This window comes from Streptomyces sp. OZ13 (assembly GCF_052068155.1).
Taxonomy (GTDB): Bacteria; Actinomycetota; Actinomycetes; order Streptomycetales; family Streptomycetaceae; genus Streptomyces.
This window is the reverse complement of record NZ_JBQHCZ010000014.1, coordinates 16,545-28,790: the sequence shown is the minus strand read 5'-3', so window position 1 is coordinate 28,790 and position 12,246 is coordinate 16,545. Positions and strand designations below refer to the sequence as shown.

Sequence of the window (12,246 nt, the reverse complement as noted above, 5' to 3'; positions counted from 1 at the left end):
CTCCCGACCCGGTAGCCGTCTGCTCCGGACGGGTGGGGCGGCGCTCGCCGGTGCCCTGCGCTGGAAGGGATCACGCGTCAGTGATCACCACCACGCAGGGAGACACGATGACCCACAACCGGCGAAGGAGCCCCGTCCGCCGGGTGCTCCTGTTCAGTTGCGCCCACCTCTTCGCAGCGGCGGCCGTCGTCGGCCTGGGAGCCACGGAAGCCGGCGCGCAGGTGCCATTGTGCTTCGGGTTCCCCGCGACGACCACGGGGACGACGGGGACGCCCGGTAACGACGTGATCGTCGGGACGCCGGGCGCCGACGTCCTCGACGGCCTGGGCGGCAACGACCTGATCTGCGGCCTGGGTGGCGACGACCGCCTGACCGGAGGGCCGGGCGCCGACTCGCTCGACGGCCAGGACGGCGGCGACACCGTCGTCGGCGACAACTACAGCGCGACGGGGAACGCCACGGCGGCCACCGGGACGGACCGGGTGTTCGGCGGGGCGGGCGTCGACGCGCTGGTGGGCGACAACCTCGCCCCGCAGGGCACGGCCGCCGGGGCGGCGGGGGACACGCTCCACGGCGGAACGGGCGACGACTTCCTGGTCGGCGACAGCAGGGGCGACCACGCCTCCGGCGGGGCGAACGACCGTCTCGAGGGCGGCGAGGGCAACGACGGCCTCAACGGTGACGCGTTCGCCTTCTTCGACGCCTCGGGGGCCGGCGACGACGTCCTCCTGGAAGGCCCTGGGGACGCCGGTGACGCGAACGGCGACAGCACCGCCATTCTGGGGAACGCGAGCGGCAGCGGCGGCAACGACGTCATCGATCTCGGAGCGGACGGCGGCACGATCGCGACCGGTGATCACAGCGCTTCCGGTGGTACGGCGACCGGTTCCGGCAACGACCGGATCACCGGTGGTGGCGCGGGCGAGTTCCTGCTCGTCGGCGACAGCGCGATGGGTGACCCCACGGGCGCGACCGCCGGGAACGATCTGATCGACGGGCGCGGCGGGGACGACACGGTGTTCGGCGACAACATCGGCCCGAGCGGTGTGTCGGCCGGCGCCGCGGGCGGCTCCGACCGCATCGACGCCGGGGCCGGGAACGACACCCTCCGGGGCGGCCCCAGCAGCGATCTGCTCAACGGCAGCACCGGCACGGACGACTGCGACGGCGAGGCCGGGGCGGACCTCGAGACGAACTGCGAGATCTGAGGCCCGGTCTCCACGGGCCCGCGCCGGGACGCCGATCCCGCCGCGGGCCCGCGCTCTCGTCCCGGGCCATGATCGCGTCTCAGATAGTAGGAAGTCCGAGTAATTGTGGAGACAGAGCGGCCGGGCTGACCTAGCTTTGTAGGAGCCGAACGTCTCGCTCGATCCAGCGAATGGCGGTTCCGAGTCCGCGCCCACAGGCAGGCAACCCCTGCGGCGCGCTCACCGCCCCTTCCGGCACCTCGAAATCTCTTCTGATCTCAAGGAGTCGATCATCATGTCCGCTGCGACCGCCCGCCGAGTCCGTCACTCCTCCCGCACCAGCGAGTCCGACCGCAAGAACGCCGCCGCCGCCCTCCAGCGCGCCCTCGACCGCCGGGACAACGGCGGCTCCACCGGTCACTGAACGACGACCATCCGCGTCCATATGGTGGACGCGCCGTGTCATTGAATGGGACGCGGAGTAGGGTGCCGACATGTCTCGCAGCATCAATCTCGCAGTTGTCCCCGGTGACGGCATCGGCCAGGAGGTCGTGGCGCAGGGCCTGAAGGTCCTTGCCGCGGTCCTGCCTCAGGATGTGAAGCTGGAGACCAAGGAGTACGACCTCGGCGCCCAGCGCTGGCACCGCACCGGGGAGACCCTCCCGGACGCGGAGCTCGACTCCCTCAAGAACCACGACGCGATCCTCCTCGGCGCCATCGGCGACCCGTCGGTGCCCTCCGGTGTGCTGGAGCGCGGTCTGCTGCTGAAGCTGCGGTTCGCCTTCGACCACTACGTCAACCTGCGTCCGTCGAAGCTGTTCCCGAACACGGCCACCCCGCTGGCCGGCCGCCCCGACATCGACTTCGTCGTCGTGCGCGAGGGCACAGAGGGCCCGTACACGGGCAACGGCGGTTCCCTGCGCACCGGTACGCCCGCCGAGGTCGCCACCGAGGTCAGCCTCAACACGGCCTACGGCGTGGAGCGTGTCGTCCGCGACGCGTACGAGCGGGCCAACTCCCGCCCCCGCAAGAAGCTGACGCTCGTCCACAAGAACAACGTGCTCGTCTACGCGGGGCACATGTGGAAGAACATCTTCGACAAGGTCGGCCAGGAGTACCCCGAGGTCACCACCGACTATCTGCACGTCGACGCCGCGACGATCTTCTTCGTCACCCAGCCGGAGCGCTTCGACGTCATCGTCACCGACAACCTCTTCGGCGACATCCTCACCGACCTCGCCGCTGCCGTGACCGGCGGCATCGGCCTGGCCGCTTCCGGCAACATCAACCCGACCGGCGAGTTCCCGTCGATGTTCGAGCCCGTCCACGGCTCGGCCCCCGACATCGCCGGCCAGGGCAAGGCCGACCCGACCGCCACGATCCTGTCGGTCGCCCTCCTGCTGCGCCACCTCGGCCACGTGTCCGAGGCGGTCCGCATCGAGGAGGCCGTGGCCGCCGACCTGGCGGAGCGTGCGCCGGGCACGACCCGCACCACGGACCAGATCGGCGACGCGCTCGCGGTACGAGTAGCGAACTGACCCGGGACATCAGACTTCCGGGGGCGTCCCCCGGACACCCCAGAAGCCGCCGGGTCGCATTCTCCACCGCGCCCGGCGGCTTTTCCTGTGCGGCCCCCGGGTGCCACCATCAGAACCTGGGCCGTACTCCCGCCGTTCCCTGCGCGGATCCCCACGGGCGATAATCGGACGTGGGCCGTGTCGCACGGCGATGCTCGGATGTCCAAGCAGTGGGCGTGAGCGCGGTCCGTCACAACAACCGGTGAAGGACACTGCACTCATGACGACGCCCTCGATCGAGCTCAAGCCTTCCTCGCACCCGCTGTCCGACGCGGAGCGCGAGGCGATCCTGGCCAATCCGGGATTCGGCCGCCACTTCACCGACCACATGGTGACGATCAGGTGGACGGAGGGGCGTGGCTGGCACGACGGCGAGCTCGTTCCTTACGGGCCGCTGTCGATGGACCCGGCCAACATGACCCTGCACTACGCGCAGGAGATCTTCGAGGGCCTCAAGGCGTACCGCCGCCCCGACGGTTCCGTGGCCACCTTCCGTCCCGAGGCCAACGCCGAGCGCTTCCAGCGTTCCGCCCGCCGCCTGGCGATGCCCGAGCTGCCGGTCGACACCTTCATCGCCGCCTGCGACGCGCTGGTCCAGCAGGACAAGGCGTGGGTCCCCGCGCACGGTGGCGAGGCGTCCCTCTACCTCCGCCCGTTCATGATCGCGAGCGAGGTCGGTCTGGGTGTGAAGCCCGCCAACGAGTACCTCTTCCTCGTCATCGCCTCCCCGGCGGGCGCGTACTTCCCCGGCGGCGTCAAGCCCGTCTCGATCTGGCTCTCCGAGGACCGGGTCCGCGCCGTCCCCGGCGGCATGGGCGACGCCAAGACCGGCGGCAACTACGCCGCGTCCCTGCTCGCCCAGGCCGAGGCCGCGCAGAAGGGCTGCGACCAGGTCGCCTACCTCGACGCCGTCGAGCACAAGTGGGTCGAGGAACTGGGCGGCATGAACCTGTACTTCGTCTACGAGACGGGTCCCGCCGGCGACCTCAAGATCGTCACCCCGGAGCTCACCGGCTCCCTGCTCGCCGGCATCACCCGCGACTCGCTCCTCACCCTCGCCAAGGACCTCGGCTACGGGTCGGAGGAGGGCCGGATCTCCATCGACCAGTGGCAGGCCGACACCGAGAACGGCACGCTCAAGGAGGTCTTCGCCTGCGGCACGGCCGCGGTGATCACCCCGGTCGGCCGGGTGAAGTCCGCGCGCGGCGAGTGGACGCAGTCCGGCGGGCAGCCGGGCGAGGTCACCATGCGGCTGCGCAAGGCGCTCCTCGACATCCAGACGGGCTCCGGCGAGGACGTCCACGGCTGGATGCACGAGCTCGGCTGACGCCCCGCGTCACCACGACGGCCCGCCCCGGCTTCCGGCCGGGGCGGGCCGTCGTGTTCACGAGGCCGTCGACTCCGCGACCGGTGCGGGCGCGGCGGCGGGGGCTGTGCCCGCCCGCAGCGCCGCGTACGTCACGCCTCCCACCAGTCCCGACAGGACGAAGCTCACGTCGATACCGCCGGTGAGGCCGAGCAGCGGTCCTTCGTAGAGCGGGGTGGAGACGGCCGCCAGACCCACCGCCGCACCCAGCGCCCAGGACACGGTGGCGGATACGTTCCAGCCGGACCGGAACCAGTAGACGCCGCCCCGCGCACGGCGGTTGTGGACCTGGAGGGCGTCCGCGTCGTACACGCCGGCGCAGCGGACGTGCGCCATCAGCGTGATCACCGCCCAGGGGGTTCCCACCGCGGTGAGCAGCAGCACGAACGACGTCATGGCCGACTGGGCGTCCCACCCGAAGTGGCCGGCGAACACGAACGCCGTGGCCACGACGGCCATCACCAGGGTGGCCCGGGTACGGGTGGCACGCGGCAGGATCGCGTCGAGGTCGAGCCCCATCGAGTAGAGCATCAGCCCCGCGTTGCCGACCGAACCCGCCGCGGCGGCGATCAGCAACGGGACGAGGTACCAGGCGGGGGACGCGGCGACGAGCGGGCCGGCGTAGTCGGCCCCGGCCCGCGCGGCCAGCGCCGTGTACGTACCGAAGAGCTGCGGGATCAGCAGCCCGGCCACCAGCCCCGCACAGGTGGCGCCGAGCACCCGGCGCGGGCTGTGGCGCAGCGGCGAGATGTACCGGGTGTAGTCGCCGAGCAGGGTGATGAACGCGATCGGTCCGCTGAGTCCTGCGGCCACCGCCGACAGCACCCACGTCGGCCAGAACGACCCCAGCAGGTACGGGGTGTCCGGCGGCGCCGCCGTGGTGAGGTCCGGGGCGTACGCGACGATGCCGAGCAGCAGGAGCGCGGTCATGCCGACGGCCAGGACCTTGCTGAGACGCAGCAGCAGCCGGTAGCCGTACACGGCGCCGACGGCGGTGCAGGCGGCGAGCAGCGCGTAGACGAGCGTGTGGGCCATGCCGCCGGTGGGCAGTCCCGCGAGGCGCGCCAGCGTGCCGATCACCACGTCGCCGCCGATCCACAGGGTCAGTGCCGTGTAGCCGAGCGAGAGCAGCAGGCCGACGACCGACCCCACGAGCCGGCCGCGGACCCCGAAGGCGGCGCCGCTGGACGTCGACAGATTGGTCGCCGTACGCAGCGAGACAAGGGCCAGCGGGGCGGTGACGGCCACGCCGACGACCGTGCCGGCGACGACCGAGGTGACGGACGGCCACAGGCCGAGGCCGAAGGAGACCGGGAGCCAGCCGAAGACGATCACCCCCAGGCAGAGGTTCGACCCGAGCAGGATCGAGACGAGATCGCGAGGAGAGCTGGTGCGCTCCCCTTCGGGGACGGTGTCGACTCCGCGCTGTTCCACCGGCATGGGCTGCCCCTCACCTTCACGGTTAGAGTGACGTTCTAATTGAATGCTGCTCAATGTGAGGCATGCCTCGTACCAAGTCAATGGTTTCCTTCTGAGAGTGCGATTGTTAGAGTGACGCTCAAAGATGGAGGTGTGGTGACATGCGACTGACCCCGACCGAGCGCGACCGGCTGCTGCTCTTCGGCGCCGCCGAGCTGGCGCGGGCACGCAGGGCCCGCGGTCTGCGGCTGAACGTCCCGGAGGCCACCGCGCTCATAGCGGACACGGTCTGCGAGGCGGCACGCGACGGTCGCCGGCTCGCGGAGGCCATCGAGGCCGCCCGCTCGGTCCTCGGCCCCGACGACGTCCTCCCCGGCGTCGCCGACGTGGTGGGGGAGGTCCATGTGGAGGCGGTCTTCGACGACGGGTCCCGCCTCGCCGTCGTCTCCGACCCGATCGGCGGCGGGCAGGGCAAGAACGCTCCCGGAGCGCTGCTGCCCGCGCCGCCGCACGACGAGACGCCGCCCGCCGTGCGGCTGACCGTGCGCAACACCGCCAGCGTCCCGGTCAGCGTCACCTCGCACTTCCACTTCTTCGAGGCCAACCCGCGTCTGCGCTTCGACCGGGCCGCGGCCTACGGCATGCGGCTCGCCGTCCCGGCGGGCTCGTCGGTCCGCTTCGACGCGGGCGGTGACGTGGAGGTGGGGCTGCTGCCCATCGGCGGCGACCGGATCGCGATCGGCTTCGCCGGCCTGGTCGACGGACCGCTGGACGCGCCCGGCGCGAAGGAAGAAGCCCTGCGCAGGGCGGCGGCCTGCGGCTACCTCGGAGCGGAGGAGAACTGATGGACCCGTACGAGTACGCATCCGTGCACGGACCCCGCGCCGGGGACCGGGTCGTCCTCGGCGACTCCGGCCTCGTCGTACGGGTCGAGTCCGACGCGCAGAAGCCCGGGGACGAGTTCCTGGCCGGTTTCGGCAAGACGGCACGCGACGGACTGCACCTCAAGGCCGCCGCCGTCCGGGAGACCTGCGACGTCGTCATCAGCAACGTCCTGGTGATCGACGCCGTGCTGGGAATCCGCAAGGTCTCCATCGGCATCCGCGAGGGCCGCATCCACGCCATCGGCCGGGCCGGGAACCCGGACACCCTCGACGGTGTCGACGTCGTCGTCGGCACCGGCACCTCGATCGTCTCCGGTGAGGGGCTGATCGCCACCGCGGGCGCCGTCGACACCCACGTCCATCTGCTGTCGCCCCGCATCATGGAGGCCTCCCTCGCCTCCGGCGTCACCACCGTCATCGGCCAGGAGTTCGGCCCCGTGTGGGGCGTCGGCGTCAACTCGCCCTGGGCGCTGCGGCACGCCTTCAACGCCTTCGACGCCTGGCCCGTCAACATCGGCTTCCTCGCCCGTGGTTCGTCCTCCGATCCGGCGCCGCTCGTCGAGGCTCTCGCCGAGGGCGGTGCGTCCGGCTTCAAGGTCCACGAGGACATGGGCGCCCACACCCGCGCCCTCGACACGGCGCTGCGGGTCGCAGAGGAGCACGATGTTCAGGTCGCCCTGCACAGCGACGGCCTGAACGAGTGCCTGTCCGTCGAGGACACCCTGCGGGTGCTCGACGGACGGACGATCCATGCCTTCCACATCGAGGGCTGCGGCGGAGGGCACGTACCGAACGTGCTCAAGATGGCGGGCGTGCCGAACGTCATCGGCTCGTCCACCAACCCGACCCTGCCCTTCGGCCGGGACGCCGTCGCCGAGCACTACGGCATGATCGTCTCCGTCCACGACCTCAAGACCGACCTGCCGGGCGACGCGGCGATGGCCCGCGACCGGATCCGCGCCGGGACCATGGGCGCGGAGGACGTCCTGCACGACCTCGGGGCGATCGGCATCACCTCGTCGGACGCGCAGGGCATGGGGCGCGCGGGGGAGACCGTACGCCGCACCTTCGCCATGGCCGGCAAGATGAAGGCCGAACGAGGACCCCTGGACGGCGACGGCGCGCACGACGACAACGCACGCGTCCTGCGCTACATGGCCAAGCTGACGATCAATCCCGCTCTCGCGCACGGACTCGCCCACGAGATCGGCTCCATCGAGCCCGGCAAGATGGCCGACATCGTGCTGTGGCGGCCCGAGTTCTTCGGAGCCAAGCCCCAACTGGTACTGAAGTCGGGGTTCCCCGCGTACGGCGTCGTCGGCGACCCGAACGCGGCGACGGACACCTGCGAACCGCTCGTGCTGGGACCGCAGTTCGGCGCCTACGGAGCGACACCGGCCGACATCTCGGTGGCGTTCGTCGCCCAGGCGGCCGTGGACCTCGGCTCCGATCTGATGCCCACCCGCCGGCGCCGCGTCGCCGTGCGCGGTACCCGCGGCATCGGTCCGGGTGACCTGCTGCTCAACTCCAGGCTGGGGGACGTGTCGGTGGACGGACACAGTGGACTGGTGACCCTCGACGGCGATCCGCTGCGCTCCGGTCCGGCCGAGTCCGTCTCGCTGAACCGCCTCTACTTCCTCTGAGCCCTCCGCCCTCGCCGCCTTTCAAGCCCCGTCCTCAAGCCCTCCTTCAAACCCCTCCTTCAAGCCAACGACGCCTTAGGACTTGCCGTGACCTTCCGCATGCCGGCCGAATGGGCCCCGCACGAGCGCACCTGGATGGCCTGGCCCGGCCCCAACCCGACCTTCACCGACGAGGCGGAACTCGCGGAAGCCCGCGCGGCGTGGGCGTCCGTGGCCCGGGCCGTACGACGCTTCGAGCCGGTGACCGTGGTCGCCGGGACGGGGCAGGTGGCATCGGCCCGGGCACTCCTCGGTGCGGACATCGAGATCGTCGAACGGGACCTGGACGACGCCTGGATGCGCGACATCGGCCCGACCTTCGTCACCGACGGCTCCGAACTGGCCGCCGTCGACTGGGTGTTCAACGGCTGGGGCGCGGCCGAATGGGCGCGCTGGGAGCACGACGCCAAGATCGCCCGCCATGTCGCGGACCTCGCGGGCGTCCCCGTGCACCCCTCACCGCTGGTCAACGAGGGCGGCGCGATCCACGTCGACGGCGAAGGCACCGTCCTGCTCACCGACACCGTGCAGCTCGGCCCCGAGCGGAATCCGGGCTGGAGCCGCGCCGAGGTGGAGGCGGAGATCCACGCCCGGCTCGGCACGACAAAGGCCATCTGGCTGCCGCGCGGCCTGAGCGGCGACTACGGCACGTACGGCACACGCGGGCACGTCGACATCGTCGCCGCCTTCGCCCGCCCCGGCGTCGTCGTGGTCCACACCCAGCCCGACCCTTCTCACCCCGACCACGAACCGTGCAAGGCCAATGTGGCGCTGCTCTCCGCCCAGACGGACGCCAAGGGGCGCCGTCTGGAGGTCGTCGAGGTCCCCGCCCCGACGAAGCTCCGCGACGAGGACGGCGAGTGGGTCGACTACTCGTACATCAATCACTACCTGTGCAATGGGGGCCTGGTGCTCTGCGCCTTCGACGACCCGCGCGACGAGATCGCGGCGGGCATCTTCCGCCGGCTCTTCCCCGAGCGGACGGTGACGCTGGTGGACGCGAGGGCGATCTTCGCGGGCGGCGGCGGCATCCACTGCATCACCCAGCAGCAGCCGCAGATCTGACTCCGGGCCGCCGACGGCACAGGATCGGGTAGAACGTACAGGTGACCAGCACCAGCCCTGCCGGCCCCCGCCGCCGGAACCAGTCCGCCCCACCGCGCGAGCAGCTGCTCGCCGCCGCCATGGCCACCATCGCGGAGCGCGGGCTCGACGGGCTGACCATGGCCGGGCTCGGCCGGCAGGTCGGAATGAGCAGCGGGCACCTCCTCTACTACTTCCGCACCAAGGACGAGCTGCTCCTGCAGACGCTGGAGTGGAGCGAGGGCCGCCTCGGCGCGGAACGCGGCGCGCTGCTGTCCCGGCAGGCGCCGGCCCGTGAGCGGCTCGAGGCGTACGTCGACCTCTACGTCCCCGACGGGCCGCGCGACCCGCACTGGACGCTGTGGCTCGAGGTCTGGAACCGCTCGCAGAACGCGGACGCCGACATGCACGGCCGCCAGGCGGCGATCGAGGGCGCCTGGCACAGGGACCTCGTGGCGCTCATAGCGGAGGGCGTCTCCCGCGGCGAGTTCCGCCCGGTGGACCCCGACCGCTTCGCGGCCCGCCTGCGCGCACTGCTGGACGGCTTCAGCGTGCATGTCGCCGTGGGCATACCGGGCACGGGCCGCGAGCAGGTGCTGGCGCACGTGGGGGAGTTCGTGCGGGAGTCCCTGCTCCACTGACCCCGCGGCCGGCGCGCGGTCTTGTTCCCCTCCCCGCCCCTTTCCCGAAACCGGGGGCTCCGCCCCCGGACCCCGTGCCGCCCTGCGGGCGGCGTACCGCGCTTCGCGCGGTGCCCTCAATCTCCCCCTACGGCCTGGCGGCCGTGGGAGGTGCCCACAGGCGGGTTGGAAATGCCGCTGCGCGGCATCCAGCCACGCCGGCGGAGGACTCCGGCCTTGCCGGCAACTCCAGCCCCGCCGGCGTTTGAGGCGCGGGGGTGCGGTGGGGGTCCCCCCACGCCGCCAGGCGTAGGGGGAGGAGCCCCCGAAACACCGCGCTTCGCGCGGTGCCGGGTCCGGGCGGAGCCCGGTTTCGGGAAGGGGCGGGTAGGGGAAAGGCCCCGCGCAGCGCGCCCCGCCCCGCAGCGCGCCCCGCGCAGCGGACCCGCCCCGTCGCAGCGCACCCGCCCCGCGCAGCGGACCCGCCCCCCAGGGGCGACCGCATCGTGAGACTCCCGTCCAGCCCGCGGCGCACCTGTGGCAGACTTCCCCCGTGCTCTCGTTCGCCATGATTATCGGCAGCAGCGCGCCGGTCCGCAGTGACCGCTGACCCGTGGACAGCAATCCCGCGGCAGGCGGCACCGTGCCCCAGACCCGCGCGCAGACCTCTCGCACCCGCGAGGGGTTTTTTCGTTTTACGGCCTCACCCACGGCCGAATGCGAGCCGCGCGCGATGATGGGGGCAAGTGGAGCCAGACATTCCGGAGCCACTCATCCGACAGGAGTCAGGACAGCATGACCACCAACGGCCAGGACACGCAGGTCGACGACAGTTTCCATGTCTTCGACACGACGCTGCGCGACGGCGCCCAGCGCGAGGGCATCAACCTCACGGTCGCGGACAAGCTGACCATCGCCCGGCACCTGGACGACTTCGGCGTGGGTTTCATCGAGGGCGGCTGGCCGGGCGCGAACCCCCGCGACACGGAGTTCTTCGCCCGCGCGCAGAAGGAGATCACCTTCCGCCACGCCCAGCTCGTCGCCTTCGGCGCCACCCGCCGCGCCGGCGGCAAGGCGGCCGAGGACCCGCAGGTCAGGGCGCTGCTCGAGTCCGGCGCCCCCGTGGTCACGCTGGTGGCCAAGTCCCACGACCGCCATGTCGAGCTCGCGCTGCGCACGACCCTCGAGGAGAACCTGGAGATGGTCCGCGACACCGTCTCCTACCTGCTCGAACAGGGCCGGCGGGTGTTCGTCGACTGCGAGCACTTCTTCGACGGATACCGCGCGAACCCGGAGTACGCCAAGAACGTCGTCCGGACCGCACACGAGGCCGGCGCCGACGTGGTGATCCTCTGCGACACCAACGGCGGCATGCTTCCGGCCCAGGTCCAGGCCGTGGTCTCCACCGTCCTCGCCGACACCGGGGCGCGCCTCGGCATCCACGCCCAGGACGACACCGGCTGCGCCGTCGCCAACACCCTGGCCGCGGTCGATGCCGGCGCCACCCACGTCCAGTGCACCGCCAACGGCTACGGCGAGCGGGTCGGCAACGCCAACCTGTTCCCGGTCGTCGCCGCGCTGGAGCTCAAGTACGGCAAGCGCGTCCTGCCGGACGGGGCGCTCGCGGACATGACCCGCGTCTCGCACGCCATCGCCGAGGTCGTCAACCTCACGCCTTCCACCCACCAGCCGTACGTGGGTGTCTCCGCCTTCGCACACAAGGCCGGCCTGCACGCCTCCGCGATCAAGGTCGATCCCGACCTGTACCAGCACATCGACCCGGAACTGGTCGGCAACACCATGCGGATGCTCGTGTCCGACATGGCCGGCCGCGCCTCGATCGAGCTCAAGGGCAAGGAGCTCGGCATCGATCTCGGCGGCGACCGTGAGCTGGTCGGCCGCGTCGTCGAGCGCGTCAAGGAGCGCGAGCTCCAGGGCTACACCTACGAGGCCGCCGACGCCTCGTTCGAGCTGCTGCTGCGCGCGGAGGCGGAGGGCAGGGCCCGGCGCTACTACCGCACCGAGTCCTGGCGGGCGATCGTGGAGGACCGCCCGGACGGTACGCACGCCAACGAGGCCACCGTGAAGGTGTGGGCCAAGGGCGAGCGCATCGTCGCCACCGCGGAGGGCAACGGACCGGTCAACGCGCTCGACCGCGCGATGCGGGTGGGCCTGGAGCGGATCTACCCGCAGCTCGCGAAGCTGGAGTTGGTCGACTACAAGGTCCGGATCCTCGAGGGCCGCCACGGCACCGGCTCGACGACCCGGGTGCTGATCACCACCGGCGACGGCAACGGCGAATGGGCCACGGTCGGCGTCGCGGACAACATCATCGCCGCGTCCTGGCAGGCACTGGAGGACGCGTACACCTACGGTCTGCTGCGCGCGGGCGTCGAGCCGACGGAGTAGTGCGCGAGGGGCGGCCCGG

At 71.6% G+C, this 12,246-nt stretch carries 10 protein-coding genes; 9 read left to right on the top strand and 1 reads right to left on the bottom strand.

The annotated features are described in order from the left end of the window. Positions 1–107 precede the first annotated feature (107 nt). The 4 genes from ACTMTU_RS26795 (at position 108) to ACTMTU_RS26780 (ending at position 4,091) form a co-directional block, all read left to right on the top strand. The gene (locus ACTMTU_RS26795) at positions 108–1,208 is read left to right on the top strand and encodes a calcium-binding protein (protein WP_441266019.1); all 1,101 of its coding nucleotides are present in this window, start codon (positions 108–110) and stop codon (positions 1,206–1,208) included. A gap of 274 nt (positions 1,209–1,482) precedes the next feature. Continuing rightward, on the top strand, positions 1,483–1,611 hold the full coding sequence (locus ACTMTU_RS26790; protein ID WP_441266018.1) for a hypothetical protein: 129 nt from the start codon (positions 1,483–1,485) through the stop codon (positions 1,609–1,611). 70 nt (positions 1,612–1,681) lie between these two features. Next, on the top strand, positions 1,682–2,725 hold the full coding sequence (locus ACTMTU_RS26785) for a 3-isopropylmalate dehydrogenase (RefSeq protein WP_441266017.1): 1,044 nt from the start codon (positions 1,682–1,684) through the stop codon (positions 2,723–2,725). 259 nt (positions 2,726–2,984) lie between these two features. Further along, the gene (locus ACTMTU_RS26780; RefSeq protein ID WP_441266016.1) at positions 2,985–4,091 is read left to right on the top strand and encodes a branched-chain amino acid aminotransferase; all 1,107 of its coding nucleotides are present in this window, start codon (positions 2,985–2,987) and stop codon (positions 4,089–4,091) included. 57 nt (positions 4,092–4,148) lie between these two features. Here the strand turns inward: ACTMTU_RS26780 and ACTMTU_RS26775 are convergent, their stop codons facing one another. Continuing rightward, entirely contained in the window at positions 4,149–5,570 is a 1,422-nt protein-coding gene (locus ACTMTU_RS26775) for a cytosine permease (protein WP_441266015.1), read from the bottom strand. 140 nt (positions 5,571–5,710) lie between these two features. On the opposite strand from ACTMTU_RS26775, the gene ureA reads away from it, so the two are divergent. The 5 genes from ureA to cimA all read left to right on the top strand — a co-directional run bounded on the left by ureA (position 5,711) and on the right by cimA (position 12,227). Then, complete coding sequence (gene ureA / locus ACTMTU_RS26770) at positions 5,711–6,394, top strand: urease subunit gamma (protein ID WP_441266014.1); 684 nt, start codon at positions 5,711–5,713, stop codon at positions 6,392–6,394. Next, positions 6,394–8,076: an urease subunit alpha gene (locus ACTMTU_RS26765; RefSeq protein WP_441266013.1), complete on the top strand. Its 1,683-nt coding sequence runs from the start codon at positions 6,394–6,396 to the stop codon at positions 8,074–8,076. The genes ureA and ACTMTU_RS26765 overlap by 1 nt, the downstream gene beginning before the upstream one ends. Before the next feature lie 87 nt (positions 8,077–8,163). Further along, entirely contained in the window at positions 8,164–9,180 is a 1,017-nt protein-coding gene (locus ACTMTU_RS26760; RefSeq protein WP_441266012.1) for an agmatine deiminase family protein, read from the top strand. A 104-nt stretch (positions 9,181–9,284) separates the two neighbouring features. Next, a complete protein-coding gene (locus tag ACTMTU_RS26755) occupies positions 9,285–9,839 on the top strand; it encodes a TetR/AcrR family transcriptional regulator (protein ID WP_441266150.1) in 555 nt (184 codons plus the stop codon). 774 nt (positions 9,840–10,613) lie between these two features. Then, the gene (cimA, locus tag ACTMTU_RS26750; protein WP_441266011.1) at positions 10,614–12,227 is read left to right on the top strand and encodes a citramalate synthase; all 1,614 of its coding nucleotides are present in this window, start codon (positions 10,614–10,616) and stop codon (positions 12,225–12,227) included. Positions 12,228–12,246: the final 19 nt, after the last annotated feature.

Excerpts from the sequence above, each read along its gene's own strand:
- ureA (WP_441266014.1), top strand. The coding sequence starts at position 5,711 with ATGCGACTGACCCCGACCGAGCGCGACCGGCTGCTGCTCTTCGGCGCC.
- ACTMTU_RS26780 (WP_441266016.1), top strand. The coding sequence starts at position 2,985 with ATGACGACGCCCTCGATCGAGCTCAAGCCTTCCTCGCACCCGCTGTCC.
- ACTMTU_RS26795 (WP_441266019.1), top strand. The coding sequence starts at position 108 with ATGACCCACAACCGGCGAAGGAGCCCCGTCCGCCGGGTGCTCCTGTTC.
- ACTMTU_RS26765 (WP_441266013.1), top strand. The coding sequence starts at position 6,394 with ATGGACCCGTACGAGTACGCATCCGTGCACGGACCCCGCGCCGGGGAC.
- ACTMTU_RS26775 (WP_441266015.1), bottom strand. The coding sequence starts at position 5,570 with ATGCCGGTGGAACAGCGCGGAGTCGACACCGTCCCCGAAGGGGAGCGC.
- ACTMTU_RS26785 (WP_441266017.1), top strand. The coding sequence starts at position 1,682 with ATGTCTCGCAGCATCAATCTCGCAGTTGTCCCCGGTGACGGCATCGGC.
- cimA (WP_441266011.1), top strand. The coding sequence starts at position 10,614 with ATGACCACCAACGGCCAGGACACGCAGGTCGACGACAGTTTCCATGTC.
- ACTMTU_RS26790 (WP_441266018.1), top strand. The coding sequence starts at position 1,483 with ATGTCCGCTGCGACCGCCCGCCGAGTCCGTCACTCCTCCCGCACCAGC.